Below are 21,291 nucleotides of genomic sequence, written 5' to 3' on the forward strand. Positions count from 1 at the left end.
GGCACACCCTCACCAGTTGGGAAGGGATTGCTGCTCGTTGCCCTTGACCAGCGCCTCCAGTTCACTCATCCGCACCTCCAACTCGGCCACCTCGCGCACCTTGAGGCCGAGCTCGAGTATGGCCCGCGCGGCCCCGAGCCTCGTGGCCGGCGGTGTCGAACTGCCCTGGAGTGACAGCAGCGTGCGGACGGCCTCGCCGGCGGCCGCGGTGAGCATCCCGGCGCACCGCCGCACCATGTCGCCGCGGAGCTCCGCGAGCCGGCTCTTGAACGCCGGGTCGTTGAGCCGCCGGTACACGGTGCGGTCGGTCAGCTCGCACTGCTTGGCCGCGGCCTCGACGGTGGCCCCGCACGCCAGCGCCAGCAGCAGCTTGTCGTCGTTCTTCTTCACCCGGTCGCCCATGTCGCTCCTCCGCTCAGGTCGGTTCGCGGTGCCCCGGTTGGGGCTCGGCGTGGTCCCACACCACGGTCGCCCGGCCGGGCCACACCGCGGCGCCCGGGGCTCGGTCCTCGCCGTCCGTGATCGGTAGATACATGCGGACCGCGGGACGGACACGCGCCCCGTGCCGTGCGGCCCGCGCGGCCAGGGCCACGACCCGCGCCGAGATTCGTCCGCCGAACGCCCACTTCGTTCTCCCGGGCTGATCCGTGTCAGCCGTTCCCCGGCTCCCGGGCTTCGAGCGGGTCCGGGGCCGGCGGGTCGAGTTGGTCGAGCCCGAGTACGATCAGCAGCCCGAACGGGGCCAGCGCGCCGTCGGGCACCACCGGCTCGCCGGCGGCCGGGTCGTACACCAGGGTGCCGGCGAGCGAGCCCGGCGGGCCGTCCCGGTACAGCCCCGGCGCCCGCCCCTCGGCCCGATGCACGGGAACCGCCTCGACGACGTGGAACACGCCCGGCCGGGGGCGCCCGGCAACCCACTTCGCGACCTTGTCGACCCGCCCGGTGAGCCGCATCGGGTGCTCCTGCGTCAGGTAAGTTCGGAGCGCCGTCAGGGTTTACGCCGCGGCCCGCTCGGCCTTCTGGCCGGTCAACGACTCGAACCGCTGGACGATGACGTCGCAATACCGCGGGTCCAGCTCGAGCAGGGCCGCGTTCCGCCCGGTCTGCTCGGCGGCGGCCAGGGCGGTGCCGGAGCCGGCGAACGGGTCGAGGACGAGGCCGCCGGGCGGGCACGAGTTGTTCAGCAGGTACGCGAACAGTTCGGCCGGCTTGGGTGTCGGGTGGTCCGGGTTCTTGGCGGGCTTGTCGAACTCGAGCACGGTGGTCTGGGACCGGTCGCCGAGCCAGGTGTGGGCGGCCCCGTCGATCCAACCGTAGAGACAGTTGTGCACGACGATGCCGTCCGCCACGTAATGCTTGTCCCGCTCGACGTCCATCGACCACACCTCGAGGTCGTGCACCCGCTCGAAGCTGGTGGCCGTCAGGTCGCGCCACTCGAACCGCTCGCCGGCGGTGGGCACCGGCACCTGCATCACGCCCGGGACCAGGTTGCACGCGGCCACCTGACGCGACTGTCGGCACGAGAAGTTGCCCGGCTCGTTCGCCGCCAGCAGGGGGAGGCCGGCGGACAGCCCGTGGTCCCGCAGGAGCCGATCGACGCCCGCCCGGATGCGGTCCACACCGAGCCGCTGGTAGATCGCGTCGATGCCCGCCTGGTCCCGCTGCGCCCAGCTCGCACCCGGGTTCCGCCCGGTCTCCCAGACCGTGGTCGGTATCCCGTACCGGCACGACACCACCTGCTCGGCGATCCGCGCCTCGGTCAGCGTGGCGAACGCGCCCAGCACCCACGCCGCGTCGCCGCGCTCCTGCGACAGGCGCACCGACACCCCGAACCCGCGGCTGTTGAACATCCCGCACACGCCCACGCGCCAGCGGTCGCCGCGCCGCATGAGGTACAGCAGCCCGGCCTTCGGGCGCGCCGGGTCGAACCGCACGGTGAACCGGTGCTCGGGGGTGGCGCGGGTGCGGAACTCCCCCACCTCGACGCGGTGCAGGTTGCCGGTGTGGCGCCGGCTCGTGATGCCCGTGACGGCCCGCCCGCGCCGGTAGATCTTGGCGTTCCCGAAGCTGACCACGCGGTCGCCGGGCTGCAGCGACTCGATGGGCACCTGTTCGATCACCGAATCCTCGCGCCACCGCCCCTCCTTGATCACCTTCGCCACCTGGGTACCGGCGGGCTGACACGGTTCGTGCTTCCAATGGTAATCTTGTCGCCCCAGTACGAGGGCCGACTTGACCCACACCAGGCACTGCCGCACCTGGAGCCCGGCGGCCGCGCAGGCGGTGCGGACGTCGAGCCCGGCGGTGTCCGCGTGCCACACGTAGAACGCCCCGCCCGGCTTCAGGTGGGCCTTGGCGGCGGTCAGGGCGGCGGTGAGGAACGCGCGGTACTGTTCGGGGCTCATGTCGTCGTTGGCAATCGTCAGGGCGTCCGCGGTCTTGCCCGAATAGGCGACGTTGTACGGCGGGTCGGTGAGGAGGAGGTCGGCGGGCCCGTCGGGCAGCAGGCGCGCGAGGTCGGCGGGCTTGGTGGCGTCGCCGCACAGGAGTCGGTGCCGGCCCAGGCGCCACAGGTCCCCGGGCCGGGTGAGCGGCTCGGCCGGCGGCTCGGGCACCTCGTCGGGATCGCCGGCGGGCGGGGGCTCGGGTGCGGTCAGGAGCCGGAGGACCTCGTCCTCGGGGAACGCGGTGAGCGACAGGTCGAAGTCGGCGGTCTGGAGCGCGGCCAGTTCGAGTGCCAGGCGCTCGTCGTCCCAGGTGGCGAGTGTGGCGGTCTGGTTGTCGGCCAGTCGGTACGCCCGGGCCTGGTCGGGTGTGAGCCCGCGGGCCACGTGCACCGGCACCTCGATCAGGCCCAGCTTCAGCGCCGCCTTGTACCGGGTGTGGCCCACGATCAGCACGTCGCCCTCGTCCACCACGAGCGGCTGTCGGAACCCGAACGCCCGGATGGACGCGGCGACCGCATCGACCGCGGCGTCGTTGGCGCGGGGGTTGTTCTCGTACGGTTTGATCGAACCGATCGGTCGCATCACCACGTCCATCATCCACCTCGGCGCTGGTGCGCAGCATGTCCCTACCCTCCTACTTCACGGCCCGCGCGCGACCTGTGCAGCAAAGTGGGCGGATTTCCGGCACGTCTTTTTCGCCGCTCCGTCGTGCGCACGAAATACTGGAAAAGTGGGCGAATGGACTGGATGGGTGTGGGAACGGGAGGTAACTGTGTGTCACCTCAAATCGCCCGCCCCACGAACCGGAGGATACGATGCCCGCGACGAAGACCAAGGCGGCCAAGAAGGCCACGAGCAGATCTAACGTGAAGGGCGCGAAGCCGAAGCACAGGGCGAAGGACACCGCCGAGTCGGCACCCGCGAAGAAGCTGAGCGCGTTGGACGCGGCGGCACGGGTGCTGGCCGCGAGCGGCGAGTCGATGACGGCGAAGGAGCTGATCGGGCGGCTGGCGGCACAGGGGCTGTGGTCGAGCCCGAACGGGAAGACCCCGGACGCCACCCTGTCCGCGGCGCTGCAGCGCGAGATCGCCACCCAGGGGACCGCGAGCCGGTTCCGCAAGACCGCGCCCGGGCGGTTCGCGGCAACCACCGCGGGCGCCACGGACGCGACAACGGCCCCGAAGACGAAGGGCGCAAAAGTGAAGCCGAAGAAGGCGCCCACGCGCCCGGCCGAACCCGAGGCGGGCGCGACGATCCCGGACGGGACGCCCGGCCCGAAAGCCTGAGCGCACGGTTCCGCATCTGAACGTGCCGGGGCTTCGCAACAACGGCCCGTCGCGGGGCCGTTTCGCGTTCCGGCCCGTCTGGCCGACCCGCCGCTCCGAGCGCGCCACGCGGCAACGTCGCGCGAATGGAAGCTCTCACCCGCCCCAGGTGCGGCCGGCGCTCACCTCGACCTCGACCGGCACCGGGTCGATGAGCGGGGCCATCCCGTCCCGCATCGCGTCCCGCACCCAGGCGATGGCTTCGTCCCGACGCTCCTCGGAGCACTCGACCACGATCTCGTCGTGCACCAACAGCACGGGGAACGCGTCCGGGCAGGAGTTGCGGCGCGCCCACAGCAGGGCCAGCGCCCGCTTCAGCCCGTCGGCCCCGGTCCCTTGCACGGGAGTGTTCAACTTCTCGGTGAACGCGCCCACCCCGACCCGCCGGCGCCCCGCCAGGGTGCGCGTTTGGATGATGCCGTCGGGCACCTTCCGGTGCCACGCACGGAGGCCCGGGTAGGTGCGGAAAAACGCGTCCCGGTGATCCGCCGCCTCGCCCTCGGTCAGCGCCACCCCGAAGTTCGACGCGGCGTACGCGGCCAGGGCCTTCGCCCCCATGCCGTAAAGAAGCCCGAAATTCAAACTTTTGCTCAACTGACGGTCGGCCTTGGTGACGTCTGTTTTCCCGAGCACCGCGCGGGCCGTGGTGGTGTGCAGGTCCTCGCCCTTCTGGTACGCGTCGAGCATCCGCTTGTCGCCGGTGATCTTGGCCGCGATGCGGAGCTCGATCTGGGAGTAGTCGGCCTTCACGAGGACGCGGCCGGGCGGCGTTACGAAGCACCGGCGGAACCGCGGGTCCCGGGGCAGCTGCTGCAGGTTCGGGTCCTTGCAGCTCATGCGCCCGGAGGCCCCGGCCCCGACCTGCTTCCACGCGGCGTACACGCGGCCGTCATCGGCCACGTGCCGGAGCCACCCGCGCCCGTACGTGCCCGACAACTTGGACGCGGCCCGGTGCTCGCGCAGCAGAGCCGCGGCCGGGTGGGCCACCGCGGCCAGCGCGTCGTCGCCGGTCGAGGTCAGGGCCACCCCGGCGGCGGCGAACGCGGCCGTCACCTCGTCGACCGAGTTCCAGTTGGTCACCCCGAACAGGTTGCCCGCGTTGGGCAGCAGTTCGTCCAGGTGCTCCCGGGCCCGGGCGGCACACGCCTCGGTGTCGGCGGCCACGGCATCCCACGCGGGCCGGTCGAACCCGACCCCGTGCCGCGCGGCCCACGCGACCGCCGGCAGCGCCGCCATCTCGGCCTCGGCGGTGCCGGTCAGGTGCGCGGCCGCCAGCTCGGGCGCGAGCCGCTCCCACAGCGCGAGGGGTAACTCGGCGTCGCGGGCGGCGTACCCCAGGTGCGCGTCGGTGAGCGGCCCCGACCAGTCGGCGGTCTGCAGCCCCTTGTCGAGCTCGAGTCCCAGGTGCCGGTGGGCCAGGTCCTTCAGTGAGTGGCCGGTGGTGCGGTTCCCGGCGTGCAGCACCTGACTCGCGAGCATGGTGTCCCGCACCCGCCCGGGCACGAACCCGAGGCGCATCAGGAACGGCAGGTCGAACCCCAGGTTCTGGCCCACCACCTCGACCGCCGTCAGCGCCTCGAGCAGTGGTGCCAGGGCCGCGGCGGGGTCGGGGAGCGCGAACAGGTCGACGAGGAACGTGCCGCTCGGGGTCGCGAGCGAGAGCAGCCGGACCCGGTCGCGGGCGTGGGACAGGCCCGTGGTTTCGAGGTCCAGACCGACCAGGGCCGCGGCCCCGGTGACCGCACGTACGACCTCGGCGAGGGCACCCGCCTCGCGCACCCACATCCGACCCCGGTGTGACACAACCCCCTCGGTGTGACACGACCCGTCGCCGGCGTCGGACCCCGATTCGGGCGCCGGGTCCGAACGCTCGCGGCCGGGTGTGACAGATGACACGACCTTGACCGCGCCCGCGCCCGGTTCCGGCCCGACGACGGAACTACTTGGTGGCGTGGCGGTTGCGCCGCCAGACCCGCCCGCCGGGGCCGCGGGGCTCCTGTCACACCCGGCGGTTGTGTCACACCGCGACCCGCCGGCGCCGGCCCCCTCCGCGCCGGCCGGCGCATCGGCCTCGGAGGTTCTGTCATCTGTCACACCGGGCACGAAGGCCCGCGTCGGGGGGCCGCCGTTGGACCCGCCCGCGACCGGCTCCCAGCGCCCGAACCCGAGCCGCACTAGCCCGTCGAGCGCGGCCTCGGCGGCGGCCGCGGTGTACCGCTTCTGGTTGGACCGGTGGAGATCCCGGGCCCGCACCGCACCGCCGCACCGGGCGGCAAGCTTGCGCACCGCCTCCAGCAGGTGCCGGGCGCCCTGCACCTCGGGCGGCTCGGCCAGGGCCAGGTACGCGCGCTCGGCCTCGTCGCGGAACCAGGTGGTCAGCTCGACCGCGGCGCCCATGTCGTCCGCCGCGATCGGGTGCTCGTGGGCCCGCGCCTGCAGCCGGCAGCAGTGGAAGATGAGGGCGAACCGCAGGGCGTACCCCTCGAGCTTGCTCATGACCGCGCTCATGTCCTCGTCGGCGGTCTCCAGGGCCTCGCCGTTGGCGTTGTAGAACGCCACGAACCGGGCCTTGGCGTCGGCGCCCAGGGGGACCAGGTGCGGGGCCGGCTTGCCGTTGGGCCAGGTGCCGGCGGGGAGCCGGTGCAGGTCGCCCAGGAGCGCGGCGAACGCGCCGCGGGTGGGCTCGTCGATCTCGGCCTCGGTCCACTGGCGCTTGCGCCACGGGGGCAGCGCCAGAAGCAACCGGGCCAGGAACCCCGAGGCCCGGAACTCCTCGGTGAGGACCCGCGAGAGCACCTTGGGCTGGATGGTGCCGGTGACGGACACCCCGACCCCGCGGACCCGGACCTCGCGCTTGTCCGGGTCCCCGGTCTTGCGGGTGTAGTTGATGGTGCCGGCGTGGTGCAGCTGGAGCCACCGGGGCAGGTCGCTGGCCCCGGTCTTGCCGGCGTACTTGACGAAGCTCCCGATCCAGGCGCTCAGCTCGTCCTGGCCGATGACCAGCCCGCGCGGGTTCTCCTGGAGCGCGCCGACCAGGGCCTCGATGGTGACGTCGCCCTTGATGAACGCGCGCTTGACCGGTTTGACGGGGCGGGCCCCGGGGTCCGCGCCGTCTTGCTTGGCGTCCTCCCACTGTTCGAGTTCGACCTCGTACGCGGCCAGCGCCGTTCGGTACTCGGCCTCGAGCCGGTCGTTGATGTCCTCGGCCAGGTCCTCGACGTCGCGGTACGGCGGGCTCTTGATGGCGCCGGACTTGCCGACGGGCAGGGCCCAGATGTACGGCGGCTCCTTCCACCGCTTCTTGGGGGACGCGACGTGGGAGCTGCCGATGGCGGCCCCGAGGGCGGCGAGCGCGGGCAGCGCGCTGTAGGCCCGGTCGCAGTTCATAGCGGCGGCGGTGGCCTCGACGTAGGCGCGGACCACGGGCGGGAGCAGGTGCGTGGGGAACGGGATGTAGGGCGGGATCTCGGGCGCCGGCGGCCGCGGGGCGGCTCCGGGTTTTCCGCCCGTTGGTCCGGCCCCCACGGTCGCGCGAGCCGCGGGCGGGTCGGGGACGCCGAGCCACTCCTGGACCCGGGCCACCACGGCGGCGGCGGTGGCGTTGTCGAGGGACGGGTCGAGCATCTCCTTGAGCGCCGGCAACCCCGTCATCGGCTTGCCGGCCCGGAGCCGCTTGCGGGCGTCGGCCACCGCCCCGGCCCCTTCGCCGGCGGCGATCTTGGCCACCTTGTCGGGGTCGTTCTTCGCGGCGAACACGGCGGTGACGAACGCCACCGCCCGGGCGTCGTCCTCCCAGCCGGCGCGGGCCAGCAGGTTGGCGACCAGCAGCACCAGCGCGTGCCGCTCCTGGGGCCGGGCGTACCGGGCCAGCAGCACCGCCGCCCCGACGTGCCGCACCGCGGCGGCAAGTTCGGCGCCGGCGACCGCCGCAGGCTCGCCCGCGCGGGCCCACTCGAGCCCCTCGCCGCTGGCGTGGAGCGACGGCGGGAACACGGTCTGGAGGTGCTTGAACCGCCCCTCGGCCTCGTCCCACTCGGGCCACCGCAGCTCGACGATGGTGGCCCGGTCCCCGGACCGCACCGGGTCGAGTAACTTGGCGAACGCGGCGGTGCGGTCGGTGACGGCGTACAGCCGGTGGGTGGTCTCGCCGCCGCGCCCGAACGCGCTGTTCGTGGCGGGGAGCAGATGGGGGCCGGCGACCGCGGCCTCGCCGCAGTCCAGGTCGACGTCGGCCAGGCCGGCGGAGTTGGGGCCCAGCTTGACCCCGACGTTGCGGCCGGCGAAATGTTCGGGGGCGGCGGTGCCGCCGGGCCAGAACCGGGCGTCCGGGTGCTTGCCCGGCTTGGGACAGTCGGGGCGCCCGCACGAGCAGGCGCCCCGGTCGAGGTCGGGGCGGTGCACCGGGACCGTGCACCAGCCACGGGCCCGGTACCGCGCGACGGCTTCGGCGACGGTGCTCATCGGTCGCCTCCGCTCGGGCCGAGCAGGTGCACCAGGTCGCTCGCGGCCCAGCACCGGGCGCCGTCGAGGGCCCGACACTCGGTGGCGTGTGGGGCCAGTCGCGGGAGCTCGTTGGGATCGATCTCCAGGGCCCACAGGTCATCTTCGCTCAGGTAGTCGTCGGGCACGAGAACCTCCTTCTCGGCGCGCACCTTCCACGGTCCCGTCGTGCGGCGGGTCGTTTCGGGCGCGTCGGGTTGAACGGTTGGTTAAGCGGTCACGGGTTCGCGCGGTTGTGGCTGCTGGTTCAGCCGTTCGATCCGGAACGCGTCGTCGCCGAACTCACGAGCGAGGTACCCGGCGAACAACTTGTTCAAGTCGATCCCCACGGCGCTGCCGGCGTCGATGGTGACGGTGCGGGCGTTCCCGTCGAACGCGTGGGCCGCGTCGAGCCGGGCCTGGGCCGCGCCGTGCAGCGCCTCGGCCCCGATGAGGGCCAGCAGCAGGGTCACCTCCACCTCCTCGGCGGGCACCCGGTCGGTGAACCGGTAGCGGTACGTCGAACTCATCCTCGGCTCCTCCGGGCGCGGGCGGGCGGCCCTAACTACCTTCTTCACGGTCCGGCGCCGAAGTGTTCAAACACGGGGACAGAATGTCGGCGAGGGCCCGCACCTCGGTGCGGGCGTTGAGCTCGCGCACCCGGGCGTACACGGTGCCCCGCGCCACCCCGAGCGCCTCGGCCGCGGCGGTGATGGTGGTGTGCGCCGAGAGCGCCTGGGCGACGGCCCGCAGGTCGGGCGGCAGCGCGGCCAGCACCGCAGCGACCGCGTCCGCCGCGTCAACCGCGTCGCGGTCACGTTCCGCGTCGCGGGCCGGCACCTCGTCGGGCAGCGGCTCGAGCGTTCCCGGGTTCCGCTTGGCCGCGCCGAGGTCCCGCAGGATGTTCGCCGCCGCCCGCTCCACGAGGGTCTGGACGTAGCTCAGCCGGTCCCCCTTGTCCGGGTCGGGGACGAACCGGCGGAGCGGTTCGAGCAGCCGCGCGACGAGTTCCTGTTCGAGGTCGGGGCCGTCCTGTCGGGTCAGCCCGGCGTGCCCCACGAGGGCCCGGGCCTTGAGCCGGATCACGCGGGCCACGGCCCCGTCGATCGGGTTGCCGGGCGCGTTCGGGTTCGGGTCCAAGGAGGCGCTCCTCCCGGCCGGGACGAGCGGAGGGCGCGGGCACGGATCCCGTGGCGCCGGCCCGCGCGGCGCGGGGCGATGCGAACACCGGGTGGTGCCCACGATCGCCTCCGCGGTGCGGCCGGCTGATGGTCGGGTGCAGGGGGTTGGGGCGACGGTGCCCGGTTACGCGGGCAGCTCGGCGTGGAACGGGAGCCCGTGCTTGACGCTCAGCACCGCGATGGTGCCGTCCCCGAGGGCGTCGAGCAGGGCCATCAGGTCGAGCTGCTGCGCCTTCAAGGCGCCGCCGCGCCCGGCCTCGGGGCGCGGGCCGTTGTCGCCGCCGAACTTGTGCTCGCGGGTCACCACCGGCATGGGATCGAGGACGGGCTCGCCGGCACGCACGAGGAGGCCCTCGACGCGGCCGAAGTTGAGCCGCTGGAGCAGGGCGACCAGTTGCTGGCGGGGGGGGCTGAGTGAAGACGTGGTGGTGGACATCGTGTCCCTCCGGTGCCGTGCGGCACGGGCTCGTCCGCCCTCGTGGCGGTGCGGCCCGATGCGGGCCGCCAACAGTAACCTGTTACAACGCCCGTAACATCGTTACGCCGGGCGTAACAAATCGCGCGGGGCCGTTGGCGCGCGGCCCCCGCGCCAACGGGCGGGTGTCACACCTCCCACTCCACGTCCGGGACCGGCGCGTACCGGAGCTCCGCACCGGTCTCGATGGACGCGTGCAGGTGGCGGGCGAGCTCGGGGAGCGGCCGCTCGAGCGCCCCGATGACGTGGTCGATGGCGTTCTTGACGGACGTGCGGAGGCTGGTCGATTCGTCGCCCAGCCGCCGCCCCCGCCGGCCGGGGCCCCGGTGCGCGTGGGCGCGCCCGACGATCGCGTGGAACTGGTCCTGCAGGCGCTCGACCCGCGCCCAGTCGTGGTCGCCTCGCGCCCGGGCGATTTCGTCGGCCAGCTCGCGCGACACGCGCTCGTCGTCCGCCGCCGTGTCGCCGCGGTACGGCGCCGGGCTCGCGCGGCCGCGCACCACGTCCCGCAGCTCCGCCGCGCGGATGTGCCGCCGCTTGGCCTGGATCAGCCGCGCGACGTACCACAGCCCGATCCGGTCGCCGAGCAGCGCCGTCTTCCCGGCGAACGTCACCGACCACGCCCCGCCGCCGTGCCAGAGCGCGTTCCGCGGTTGCCAGTCGCCCGCCCGCGGGCGCGCCACCTGGGCGGCCCAGGCGAGCGCCGCCTCGAGCGGCGAGACGGGGCGCAAGCGGCCCGGGCCGGCCGCCGCAACGGCGGCCGCGAGCGGGACCGCCCCGCGCCCGTCCCGTCGGAGGGCCGGATCGGCGGCCACCACCCGGCTCGTGCACAGCAGGAGCGGCGGGCCGTCGCCCCCGGTGCCCAGGTGGGGGGCGAGCGCGCGCGCCGCGGCCACCGTCCCGGTGAGCACCAGGAAGCACGTGTACCGGGCTCCGGCCGCGCCGGTGAGCGGTCCGACGTGGGCGGCCCGCGGGGCCGGGTCGCGGGCCGGCTCGCGGCGCAGCCCGAGGGCGTCGGCCACCGCCCCCGCCAGCGCCGGCGCGTCGACCTCGTGCTCCCGCTCGTCCGGATCCGCGCGGCTCGCGCCCGACGGCGCGAGCCGCAGGAACGGGCGGACGAGGTCGAACTCGGGTCCGAGCCGGCGCCCCCAATCGGTCAGGGCGGTGGCGAGCTCCGGGAGCGCGTCGGCCGCGTCCCAGAACCGGGTCAGGGCGGTCGGCTCCGGGGCGCCCGGGGGCCACGGTCCGGGGTGGTCCGACTCGTTCGGGGCTGTGGCGGTGTTGCGGGTGACCATCGGAGGTGCGGTGTCGTGGTGACGGGCATAATGCGCGGGACGAGATCCGTGCGTATCCTATTCACGGATGTACACCATGTTAAGTAGACCGCGCGGCCCGATATCGTTCAATCTGATTCGCCCCAAATGGCACGGCACGGGTGCAGGACCGGCTTTGCAGAGCGTTGGAAAGCAGTGCGAGCTGTTTGGCGCAACTCGTGAGCTGAGGGGCTGATCCGATCACGAGTTCGCAGTACGCACCCGTGCGTTTCGGTGAAAACTCCGCAAGGCGCTACTCATGCCAATGTCGAAAACCCCTTGGAAACTCGCCGTCCGTCTTCGCCCGCGCGCGCGAAACCGGTCCTACATCCGCACGGCACGTGTTGCTCACCCGCTCACCCGGTCGAGCCGTGCACGCCACATCGCGCGCTGCCGCGCCCAGTCGGAGGTGGCGGCGATTGGCCGCAGGTCGCGGAGCACCAGCGGATCCCGTCCGCGCACCACCGGGGGCAAGAACAAGACCGTTTCGATGAGATCGGGGGCCAGGTGGATGAGGGCCATGATCTGACTAACGCGGGCCCGGGTCACGTGCCCCAGCCGCGCCAGCTCGGCCTGGTCGGTGACGGAGCCGGTGCGGATCAGTTCGTCGAACCGCAGGGCCAGGGCCATGAGACGGGCGACCCGGGGCACCCGCCCGGGCTCGGGCGGGGCCGGCGCGGGGCCCTCGCGCAGCTCCTTGGTGCGGCCCTTGCGGGCGAAGTGGATCGTGCCCGCCACCGTCAGCGGGGCCGTGGTGGCGGTGCTCATGCGCGCTCCTTGTGCTCGACTCGGTCGGCCAGTTCGTCGGCCAGCGCTTTGATGCCGGTGGGATGGAACGACACGGTGACCCGGCCGTCGCGCCCGTCGTACTCGACCGTCTGGACCAGCAGCGCGATGACGCGGGCGCGCTCGAGCGGGGTGAGGGCGTCCCACACCGGGTCGAACGCCGCCAGGGCCCGGGCCGCCTGCTCCTCGGGCACCAGTTGCGCGGCCACCGCCTTGATCTGGTCGCGCACCTTGGTGACCCGCCCCTCCACGGTGCCGATGCGCTCGTGCAGGTCGGCCAGCCGGGCCACCAGTGGGCCGTTGTCCTCGCCCGGGCGCAGCGGCACCGACAGGTTCCGCACCTCGGCGTGCCAGCCCCGCAGGTCCTTGTCCAGCCCGGCCCGCTCGGCCTCCAGCTCGGCGGCCCGTGCGGCGCCCGCGTCCCGCGCCCGGTCCAGCACCTGGCGGAGCAGCTCCGGGTCCCGGCCCACCGCCCGGATCTTGTCCACCACGAAGGTCTCGACGGGCTCGGCGGGCACGCTCCGGGACGGGCACGTACGGGCCCCGCGCTTCTGCCCGGCGACGCACGCGTAGTACCGATACCGCTTGGCCCCCTTGGTGCTGTGGGTGGGCGTCATGGCGGCACCACACGGGGCGCACCGCAACAGCCCCTTGAGCACGGCCCCGAACTGGTTCCGGACGTGTGCCCCGCCGGTGCGGCCGTTGCGCCGCAGCGCCTCCTGCACCTGATGGAACACGCCCGGGTCGACGACCGCGGGGTGCTCCCCATCATGCACCTCGTCCTTGTACCGCACCTTGCCGATGTACAGCGGGTTGGTGAGCAGGTTGTACAGGTTGGTGCGGTCGAACCGCTTGCCGCCCCGCTCCGGCCCCTTGCGGGTGGTCCATTGCTTGGTGGTCCAGCCCCGGGTTGCGAGCTCGTCGGCCACCGGGAGCAGGGACCTGTGCTCGAGGTACAGGGCGAAGATGGCGCGCACCCGCTCGGCCTCGGCGGGGTTGACGACCAGCTTGTACCCGGCCGGGTCGATGTCGTATCCCAGGACCGGGTGCCCGCCGGCCCACTTGCCCTTGCGGCGGGTGGCGGCGATCTTGTCCCGGGTCCGCTCGGAAATGATCTCCCGCTCGAACTGCGCGAACGACAGGAGCACGTTGAGCACCAGCCGGCCCATCGAGGTGGCCGTGTTGAACTGCTGGGTGACCGACACGAACGCCACCTGCTGCTGCTCGAACGTGCGCATCAGCTGGGCGAAGTCGAGGAGCGAGCGGCTGAGCCGATCCACCTTATAAACGACCACACAGTCAACCCGGCCCTCGTCGATGTGGGCCATGAGCTTCTGGAGCCCGGGGCGGTCCGTGTTGCCGCCCGTGTACCCGCCGTCGTCGTACCGCTCGGGCATCAGCACCCAGCCCTCACCCGCCTGCGACCGGACGAACGCCTCGCCGGCCTCGCGCTGGGCGTCGAGCGAGTTGAACTCCTGCTCGAGCCCCTCCTCGGTGGACTTGCGGGTGTAGATCGCGCACCGCACCAACTTGACCGCGGCCCGCGGCGCGGGCTTCGGGGCGGTCGCTGTGCCGTTCCGTTTCATGTGCCCTCCGGCTTGTTGAGCTTGAAGAAGTGGAACCCGTTGAGGTGGGTCCCGGTGACCGCCGCGGCGACCGCGCTGAGGGAGGCGAACGTCCGGCCGTCGTACTCGAACCCGCTGGCCAGCACCAGGACCTGAACGTCGGCGCCCTTGTACGTGCGGGTGATCACGGTGCCGGGCGGGGGCAGTCGCGGGTCACTCGCGTGCGTCGGCACGGTGCCGGTGCGGACCGGCCCGGGCGCGGGTTCGTCGGCGTGGCCCTTGGGCGGGATCAAGCGCAGGTCCGCGTCTCGGGCCAGCTCGGCGGCCCGGGCTTGCGCGCGGGCGCTGAGCCCGCCCTCGGCCAGGGCCTGGAGCCGCCACGCGATCCTTCGGACGAGCCACGTGCGGTTGCCCGACGCGGTGGGCTCGCCGAACACCTCCGCGTACCGCGCCCGCAGCTCTTTCGGGGTCAGCCGGCGCAGCCCGGCCAGTTCCTTCGCGACGTCGATCGGCACCTCGTGACCTCCACGGAAAAGCTGGCGATCTCGGCTCTCGGCGGCGTTAACCGCCGGTCCCAGTGACGCTCTTTTCGCGCGCGTCCGCAAGCTCATTCGTGCCAAAATCTGAGGTTCCGGCGGTGCCGGTGGAGGGCGGTGATTCGTGTACGAGCAGGGCCGAGCCGATGCGCACGAGCCCGGTGGCGAGGAGGCGCGCCAGCTCGCGGGCGCGCTCGTCGGGGGTGAGGGTAACGGGGTTGCGGGTGGAAGGCATCGGGGCACCTCGGGGGTGGACCCCAGCGGCCTTCGCGGTGCGACCGGCGTGCTGGCGGAAATGAGCGAGAGAAGTCTCTACCTGTTAATTACACCGAACCGGTTCGAAGTGTTCAGAGAAGGGCGCTAGGCGTGGATCCGAGCACTGGTTGTGTGAGTGCCGCCCGGCGCCGGTAGCGGGGCGTTCGGCGCCGACTCGTCTGCGTGCTCGAGGCGGAAAACCGACTCCGTCGTGAGCACGCAGACGAGCCGACTGGTTACCGGGGCGTTCCAAATTTAATTGTTTCCACATGCCGAACGATGTCTAATTTCTCATGTTTTCTCGCCCGGCCGGTACTGGCTGAGCGGCCCCGAGGAAGCCATCATGCCACGCGTCGAGTGCTCGTCTTGCGGGATGCGGGTCACCGTTCCGGTCGAGCGCCGGCGCGTCAGGTGCCCGGAGTGCGGTGCGCTCGTAACCGCCCCCGGAGGCTCGGAAGAAGCGGTCGCCCGGAAAGCGCCGGGCAAACGGGTCCGGACCGAGGCGCCGGGCATGGCAGACGAGAGCGATGACCGCCCGCGCGCCCGGCGCCTGCCGGGGAGGCGTGCAACCTACGCGATACTGGCCGGCGCCGGCGTGCTGGCGCTGGTGTGCGCGTGCGCCGCGGTGCTGGTGGCGATCGCGCCGCTCAGACCGAGGCCGCCGGCCGTAGCCGGCGGCGCGGACCCGCTCGCGGCCCCGAACCCGCCACCCGTTCCCGAGTCACCGACGGTCGAGCCACCGACGGCCCCGAACCCGCCCGCTCCCGAGCCACCGCCGGTTAAGCCACCGGTGGCCCCGAGCTTGCCGCCCGCTCCCGAGCTACCGTCGGTCGAGCCGACGGCCGCTCCGGTCCGTGGACCGGCGAGCCGGCCCAAGACCCCACCGAACCCGTTGGACCCGCTTCACCCCTACCTCGTCCTCGACGCGAACGGTCACACGGCTCAGGTCCAAGGCGTGGCAATGACCCCCGACGGGCGCCGCGTGGTGACCGCCTCCCGGGACCGTACCGTGCGCGTTTGGGACGTAACGACCGGCGAGACGTTGCGCACCTTCCGGTACCCGACCGGTCCCGGGAACGAGGGGATGGTGCAGGCCCTGGCGCTGTCACCGGACGGTCGGCTCTGTGCCGCTGCGCCGTTCCCGCTCGATCTCGGTCAGGCCGGGCGCCCCGCGCTCGTCACCGACATGGAGACCGGGCGGGTGGTGGCCACCCCCAAGGGGCACCGGAACACGGTGACCGCGCTGGCTTATTCTCCGGACGGGCGGTTCTTGGGTGCGGGCTCGGGCGACCACGACATCTCCGTCTGGGACGCGCGGCTCTGGAAGCCGGTGGGGCTGTTGCGCGGGCACTCGGCTCCGATCACGGGGCTGTCTTTTTCGCCCAACGGCCTCCGGAGCGTGAGTGTCGCCGCCAACCGCACCGCGCTGCTGTGGTCCGGGGACCGAACCCAGAAGCCGTTCGTCGAGCTGCGGGACGGCGATCACCAGGCCCGCAGCGTGGCCTGGAGCCCGGACGGTCGCACGGTCGCCGTCGGCAACCACGACGGCACCATCTCGCTGTGGAACCCGGACGGGACGCTGCGTAAGACGCTGACCGGGCTGCGCAACGACATCCTGAACCTGGCGTTCACCCCGGACAGTCACTCCCTCCTCCAGTGTGGGGTCGCACCGGGAGCGCTCAACCGCGACCGCTTCGCCTGCACGATCATTGACGCCGCGACCGGCGAGGAACGCTCCCGGTTCGAGGGGCACACGAATTTGGTCTCGGCCGCGTGCCTGTCGGCCGACGGGGCGCTCGCGGTTACGGCCGGGGGAAACGACCACGAGGTGCACGTGTGGCGGGTGAGCGACGGGTCCCCGGTCCAAACACTCGCCGGCCGGGGGCGCGCCGGGTGGACGGTCGGCTGGAGCCCGGACGGGCGCTCGGTCGCCTGGGGTAACTCGAACGCGCGGGGCGCGACGGCGCTCGAACGCGCGTTCGAGTTGAGCGAGTTGCGGTTCGCGGGACCGCCGAACGGCTCGTACTCGGGGGCGGTACTGACCCGCGGGGGCCGGACCCTGGAACTGACTCCGAACCGGGAGATGGCGATCAAGAACGGCTCCCGAACCGAGCTGCTGTACCGGGACACCGAACTGAGCACCAGCAACTCGGTATTCTGTTTCACGTGGCTCCCGGACGGGCGGATCGTGGTCGGCTCTCAGTTCGGCCTCCAGCTGTTCGACCCGGACACCAACCAGATCGTCCGCAGTTACGCGGGCTCCACGGACGCTACCACCGCCATCGCGCTCTCCCCGGACGCACGGTACTTCGCCACGACATCCGGTGACATGATCATTCGGGTGTGGCGGGTGGACCAGCGGACCCCGGTGCTGTCGCTGTTCTGCGCGGGTTCGGACTGGGTGGCATGGACCCAGGAAGGGTTGTACGCCGCGTCCCCGAACGGGGAGCGGCTGATGGGCTGGCAGGTGAACACCGGTGGTGCCACCGGGCTCGGTACCGCGTACTCGGCCGCCCAGTTCCGCAAGTCGCTGTACCGCCCCGACGTGATCGGTCGGGTGCTCCGCGACGGGGGCGCGGCGGCGGCGCTGGAGCGGGCCGGTGTCGCCGGGGCCGACGGGCTGCAGGTCGCCCGGTTGCTCCCCCCAGCGGTGGCACTCACCAGCCCGTCCGGGCTCGGCGTGAGCCCGGTCGCCGGACCGAAGTTCGCCGTGAAGGCGTCGGCCCAGAGCGTCGGGACGCACCCGGTTACCGCGCTCCGTCTGCTGGTCAACGGGCGCCCGTATGGGGGCGCGTCCGGCGTTCACACGGTCGCCGCGCCGCGGCTCGGCGAGGTGCGGGCCGACTGGTCGGTGGAGCTGCCGCCCGGGTTGTACAACCTGGCGGTCGTGGCCGAGAGTGCCGTGAGCCGGGCCGTTTCGCCACCGGTCGGGGTGCAGGTCGGCGGGCCGACCGGTGACGAGCGCCCGACGCTGTACCTGCTGGCGGTGGGGATCAGCGACTACCCCGGTCCGATGAAGCTCAACTACGCGGCCGCGGACGCAGACGCCCTGGCTCGTGCGTTCAAGGCGCACGGCAAGGGGGCGTTCCGCGCGGTGGAGGTGAAACTGATCCGGAACAAGGAGGCGACCCGCGGTGCGATCGAGCAGGGGCTCGGCTGGCTGTCCGGGAAGATGACCCACCGGGACGTCGGTGTGGTGTTCTTCTCCGGACACGGCGGGCGCGACGAGAAGGGCAACCTGTTTTTGATCACGGCGGACGTGGACCCCAAAAACATCGCCGGCACCTGTCTCCCGGGGGACGCGGTGAAGCGGAAGCTGGGTGGCACGCCGGGGCGCGTGATCGCAATCCTCGACGCGTGTCACTCGGGTGCCGCGGCAGACCGGCCCACGCACCCGTCCGCCACGGACGACCTGGTCCGCGACCTCGTCTCCGAGGATTACGGGATCGTGGTCATGAGCTCGTCCCAGGGTTGGGAGTACTCGCTCGAGAGCGCGGTTGTGGGGCAGGGCTTTTTTACCGCCGGGCTCATCGATGGGCTTTCGGGCAAAGCCGACACGAACGGCGACGGGTTCGTGTACCTGAACGAATTGGCCACGTACGCGGCTCAGCGCGTACGGGTGTTGAGCGATGGTTCGCAGAATCCGGTCACTGCCAAGCCGCCGTCGATTCGATCCTTCCCGCTTTCCAAGCCGTGAACCGCTCGTTCAACCCACGCACGAGGCCGGATCCGGCCCGGTCGCCGGCGTGGGAGGAGAGTTCGGATCTCGCTCGGAGTACGAGGCGAACCCGGTGTTAACTCGCGGGGTGGTCTCTCGGCGAGAGCGCGAGACTTTTCGGGAGAGGAGTTCGGGGTCCGAGTTGGAACGGTGGGGTTCGGCTCGCGCCCCGAGTTGTCTCTGTCGAACCAGAGACTTTTGCTGGGTGTGCGTGAGGCGACAAAGTGCCCGGAAAACATGGTAGAAATGGCAGCAGCCGGGAGGCCATGCTCCCGGCTGTGCGCGTTAACTCGTGGGGTGCGTTATTCCGTACCCGCTGACTCAGCTCCCCGACTTGGATTCGAACCAAGAACCTAGTACATCGTCAAGCCAAGGAATTAGGATGTTACTGAGCCCGGTTTGTGGGGCACTGGTGGCATCCTCCGGGGCTCTGTCATGCAGAAGAAGTATATCGTCCGGCTCACGGCGGATGAGCGCGCGACGCTGGCGGACGTGGTCCAGAAGCTCAAGGGGTCGTCGCAGAAGGTGCGCCGCGCGCAGATCCTGCTGAAGGCCGACGCGGACGGCCCGGGGTGGACCGACGCGAAGATCGCCGAGGCCGTGAGGTGCCGGACGTAGACCGTGGAGAACGTGCGCGAGCGGCTCGTCACGTCGGGGTTCGAAGTGGCCCTCAACGGTCGGCCCCGGGGCCACGCGCCCCGGCCCAAGGTGCTCGACGGCCAGCAAGAAGCCCAGGTCATCGCGATGCGGTTGGGGCCGCCCCCCCAAGGGGTTCGCCAACTGGACCTTGCGGCTCCTGGCCGAGAACGTCGTGGCCCTGGAGATCGTGCCCGCGATCAGCCACGAGACGATCCGCCGGACCCTAAAAAAAGTGGGTAAGCGTTCACGGGTGATGCGGCAGTGTATCAACAGTTGGCGAGTAGCGGATTCACAACGTTCTGTTGTTGAGCTTCAGCTGGAACGAGCGTCGGTGCCTTCGCGCCGGTCCGGTGTGCGGTGACGGCGTCGATGAGGAACGCCAAGACGTTGCGCTTCTGGCGGCGGCACGAGGCGATCACCGTGAGGATTCGTTCCACGAACCGGCTCCCGCGTTCGCTGTCGGTCCCGAAGCTGGTTTTGCGCCAGCACACGGCGTGACGCACCTCACGCTCGGCCGCGTTGTTGGTCGGTTCCACGCCGACGACACGCGCGAACGTCCACAACGACGCCTCGACCGACAACAGTTCCGCGCAGGTCGTGGCGGTCTTGGCGCAGCCGCACGCCGCCCCGTTCCGCAGGTGCGTGCCGACCTGACGACGCAACGCGGGGATGTAGGTCGAGCGACATGTGGACCGCGCGAGGGTTCCGTCCCGCACCCGATACCAGTTCTCGAACAGGGCGTCCGAACACGCCAACAGAGCCGCGCCGATCGCCTGTCCGGAACCGCCCCGGTCGATCATCGCCTGGAAATCGCGTCGCAGGTGCGCCCAGCAGAGTTGACGCTTGTACTTGTCGAGGTGCGTGTACACCGGATACCGGTCCGTCGTATGCACGGCCGTGGACCCGGCACGCAGGTCATCAAAGGCGGCCCGGCCCCGGGTCCGGCGGATCAGGAACGCCACCACGAACGTGGTCACGGCGGCCCACAGCCAGGCCCGCTGACGCCCCTGCTTCCAACCGGTCTCGTCCACGTTGGCCGGGTGCCCGCGGGTGTACACCAGGGCCTGTTCGGCCACCGGCTTCAGCGCCTCGGCGGTTCGGTGCTGGAGCTTGCACACCATGGCCGGGCTCAGGGGCAGGCCGAACAGATCGTCGAACAGTTGGCTCGTGCCCCGCTTGCCCAGACGGCACGAGCCGGTGAGAAGCGCGGCCACCGCCTGCGCCCGGGGGCCGTATCCGGTGCGCGCCTCCGACGGCACCGCGGGCACCGTGGTCGTGCCGCAGTGGGGGCACCGGAGCCGGTGGCACCGATACTCGGTCACGTGGGGTTTGATAACGGGCAACTCGTGGACCTGATGAATGGCCGGAGCCGGATCGTCCCCGGCCAGCGACCGCGAGCAGTCCCGGCACACGGACGGCTTGAGGGTCCGGATCTCATCGGGTGGCAGGAGCGTGCGCTCGGCTTTGGGATGCCCCGGTTGCCCGCCCCGACGCTTCCCCGAAGGGGCCTTGGGCGGGGCCAGTTTCACCTGCGGAGGATCGGACGAGGGCGGCTTCGACGAGTTGGTGGAGCTCTGGTTGAGTCGGGCCTTGAGTTCGGCGACCTCGGCCACCAGAGCAGTGATCGTGGCCTCCAAGGCGCGAATATACGCCACCACCGCCGGTGGTAAGTTATCGGGCAGTTCCGGCGGTTGAGGAACAGGCGTCATGACGTCTGCTCGATTACGGAACATGCCCGCTTGTGGCAACCGCGTATCCAAACGGGCTAAAATGACGGGCAAAAGCGGGTGGCGCACCCCCATGAACGCTTACAAAAGTGGACTGACGAGTCGCAAGATCGAGTACGGGGTGATCCCACCGAAGGCCGATGGGGAGTTCGTGGCCCACATGGAGGTGGTCCTGGACACGTACACCACGCCCTACGATTGCCGGTACCCGGTGCTGAACAGGGACGAGCAGCCAATCCCGTTGCTGAAGGAGACGCGGGTCCCGATCCCGGCCACGACGAATCACCCGCGGCGGGTCGATTACGAGTACGAGCGGGCCGGGACGGCGAGCATCTTCATGTTCGGTGAGCCCCTGGCCGGGTGGCGCCAGGGGCGGGGCCGGGAGCACCGGGCCAAGGTCGACTGGGCGGTGGAGATGGGGGCGCTGTTGCGGGGCCGGTACGCGGCCGCCGAGAAGGTGATCCGGGTGTGCGACAACCGGAACACGCACACCATCGGGGCGTTCTACGAGGCATTCGATCCGGTCACGGCCCGGGCCCTGGTGCGTCGGCTCGAGTTCCGCCACACGCCCAAGCACGGCAGCGGGCTCAACATCGCCGAGAACGAGCTGAGCGCGAGGACCCGGCAATGCGTGCACGGCCGCCGGTTCGCGACGATCGAGGCGTTGCGCGCGGAGACGGTCGCGTGGCACGAGTACGTCAACGACAAGCCGCGCGGCGTCGAGTGGCAATTTCGCACCGACGACGCGAGAACCAAACTGAACTCGCTCTACCCTAAAATTAAAACCTGACGCTGCACTAGGTTGTAGACCTGCAGTTCGGGAAGAAGTGCCCCCCGGATGTAAC

At 71.7% G+C, this 21,291-nt stretch carries 18 protein-coding genes; 4 read left to right on the top strand and 14 right to left on the bottom strand.

Annotation, left to right across the window (positions count from 1 at the left end):
• Positions 1-9: 9 nt before the first annotated feature.
• From GobsT_RS25280 to GobsT_RS25290, 3 genes are all read right to left on the bottom strand, one after another.
• Positions 10-402 (bottom strand): hypothetical protein, encoded by a 393-nt coding sequence (locus GobsT_RS25280; protein WP_010033133.1) that lies wholly within the window; start codon positions 400-402, stop codon positions 10-12.
• 248 nt (positions 403-650) lie between these two features.
• Positions 651-953, bottom strand: coding sequence for a hypothetical protein (locus tag GobsT_RS25285; RefSeq protein ID WP_010033128.1), 303 nt, complete (start codon positions 951-953; stop codon positions 651-653).
• A gap of 42 nt (positions 954-995) precedes the next feature.
• Positions 996-3,029, bottom strand: a complete 2,034-nt coding sequence (locus GobsT_RS25290; RefSeq protein ID WP_162097332.1) for a DNA methyltransferase — start codon at positions 3,027-3,029, stop codon at positions 996-998.
• 233 nt (positions 3,030-3,262) lie between these two features.
• Between GobsT_RS25290 and GobsT_RS25295 the strand changes: the two genes are divergently transcribed.
• Positions 3,263-3,733 carry a winged helix-turn-helix domain-containing protein gene (locus GobsT_RS25295; protein ID WP_010033124.1) on the top strand — a complete coding sequence of 157 codons (471 nt, stop codon included), beginning with the start codon at positions 3,263-3,265 and terminating at the stop codon, positions 3,731-3,733.
• Between the two features lie 135 nt (positions 3,734-3,868).
• Here the strand turns inward: GobsT_RS25295 and GobsT_RS25300 are convergent, their stop codons facing one another.
• From GobsT_RS25300 to GobsT_RS38165, 10 genes are all read right to left on the bottom strand, one after another.
• Positions 3,869-8,233 (bottom strand): DNA polymerase, encoded by a 4,365-nt coding sequence (locus GobsT_RS25300; RefSeq protein ID WP_010033122.1) that lies wholly within the window; start codon positions 8,231-8,233, stop codon positions 3,869-3,871.
• On the bottom strand, positions 8,230-8,400 hold the full coding sequence (locus GobsT_RS38160; protein ID WP_162542130.1) for a hypothetical protein: 171 nt from the start codon (positions 8,398-8,400) through the stop codon (positions 8,230-8,232). The genes GobsT_RS25300 and GobsT_RS38160 overlap by 4 nt, the downstream gene beginning before the upstream one ends.
• 81 nt (positions 8,401-8,481) lie before the next feature.
• Positions 8,482-8,781 (bottom strand): hypothetical protein, encoded by a 300-nt coding sequence (locus GobsT_RS25305; protein ID WP_010033119.1) that lies wholly within the window; start codon positions 8,779-8,781, stop codon positions 8,482-8,484.
• A 31-nt stretch (positions 8,782-8,812) separates the two neighbouring features.
• The gene (locus GobsT_RS25310) at positions 8,813-9,391 is read right to left on the bottom strand and encodes a hypothetical protein (RefSeq protein WP_010033116.1); all 579 of its coding nucleotides are present in this window, start codon (positions 9,389-9,391) and stop codon (positions 8,813-8,815) included.
• Positions 9,392-9,556: 165 nt separating this feature from the next.
• Positions 9,557-9,868 carry a hypothetical protein gene (locus GobsT_RS25315; protein ID WP_010033113.1) on the bottom strand — a complete coding sequence of 104 codons (312 nt, stop codon included), beginning with the start codon at positions 9,866-9,868 and terminating at the stop codon, positions 9,557-9,559.
• Positions 9,869-10,035: 167 nt separating this feature from the next.
• Positions 10,036-11,202, bottom strand: coding sequence for a hypothetical protein (locus tag GobsT_RS25320; protein WP_010033112.1), 1,167 nt, complete (start codon positions 11,200-11,202; stop codon positions 10,036-10,038).
• Between the two features lie 366 nt (positions 11,203-11,568).
• Complete coding sequence (locus tag GobsT_RS25325) at positions 11,569-11,988, bottom strand: hypothetical protein (protein WP_010033111.1); 420 nt, start codon at positions 11,986-11,988, stop codon at positions 11,569-11,571.
• Positions 11,985-13,592, bottom strand: a complete 1,608-nt coding sequence (locus tag GobsT_RS25330) for a recombinase family protein (protein WP_010033108.1) — start codon at positions 13,590-13,592, stop codon at positions 11,985-11,987. The genes GobsT_RS25325 and GobsT_RS25330 overlap by 4 nt, the downstream gene beginning before the upstream one ends.
• On the bottom strand, positions 13,589-14,086 hold the full coding sequence (locus GobsT_RS25335) for a DUF2924 domain-containing protein (protein WP_010033107.1): 498 nt from the start codon (positions 14,084-14,086) through the stop codon (positions 13,589-13,591). Before GobsT_RS25335 ends, GobsT_RS25330 begins: the two co-directional genes overlap by 4 nt.
• 46 nt (positions 14,087-14,132) lie before the next feature.
• Positions 14,133-14,342 carry a hypothetical protein gene (locus GobsT_RS38165; RefSeq protein WP_010033106.1) on the bottom strand — a complete coding sequence of 70 codons (210 nt, stop codon included), beginning with the start codon at positions 14,340-14,342 and terminating at the stop codon, positions 14,133-14,135.
• Positions 14,343-14,705: 363 nt separating this feature from the next.
• Here GobsT_RS38165 and GobsT_RS25345 point away from each other — a divergent pair, with 363 nt between their 5' ends.
• Positions 14,706-18,059 (top strand): caspase family protein, encoded by a 3,354-nt coding sequence (locus tag GobsT_RS25345; protein ID WP_157506488.1) that lies wholly within the window; start codon positions 14,706-14,708, stop codon positions 18,057-18,059.
• A 456-nt stretch (positions 18,060-18,515) separates the two neighbouring features.
• Complete coding sequence (locus GobsT_RS25350; RefSeq protein ID WP_010033103.1) at positions 18,516-18,698, top strand: hypothetical protein; 183 nt, start codon at positions 18,516-18,518, stop codon at positions 18,696-18,698.
• A gap of 287 nt (positions 18,699-18,985) precedes the next feature.
• On the opposite strand, the gene GobsT_RS25355 is transcribed toward GobsT_RS25350, so the two are convergent.
• Positions 18,986-20,428, bottom strand: a complete 1,443-nt coding sequence (locus tag GobsT_RS25355) for an IS66-like element ISGob4 family transposase (RefSeq protein ID WP_029600604.1) — start codon at positions 20,426-20,428, stop codon at positions 18,986-18,988.
• 91 nt (positions 20,429-20,519) lie between these two features.
• Between GobsT_RS25355 and GobsT_RS25360 the strand changes: the two genes are divergently transcribed.
• Positions 20,520-21,236: a transposase gene (locus GobsT_RS25360; protein ID WP_050790194.1), complete on the top strand. Its 717-nt coding sequence runs from the start codon at positions 20,520-20,522 to the stop codon at positions 21,234-21,236.
• The last annotated feature ends 55 nt before the right edge of the window (positions 21,237-21,291 follow it).

The sequence above is a fragment of the Gemmata obscuriglobus genome (assembly GCF_008065095.1).
Taxonomy (GTDB): Bacteria; Planctomycetota; Planctomycetia; order Gemmatales; family Gemmataceae; genus Gemmata; species Gemmata obscuriglobus.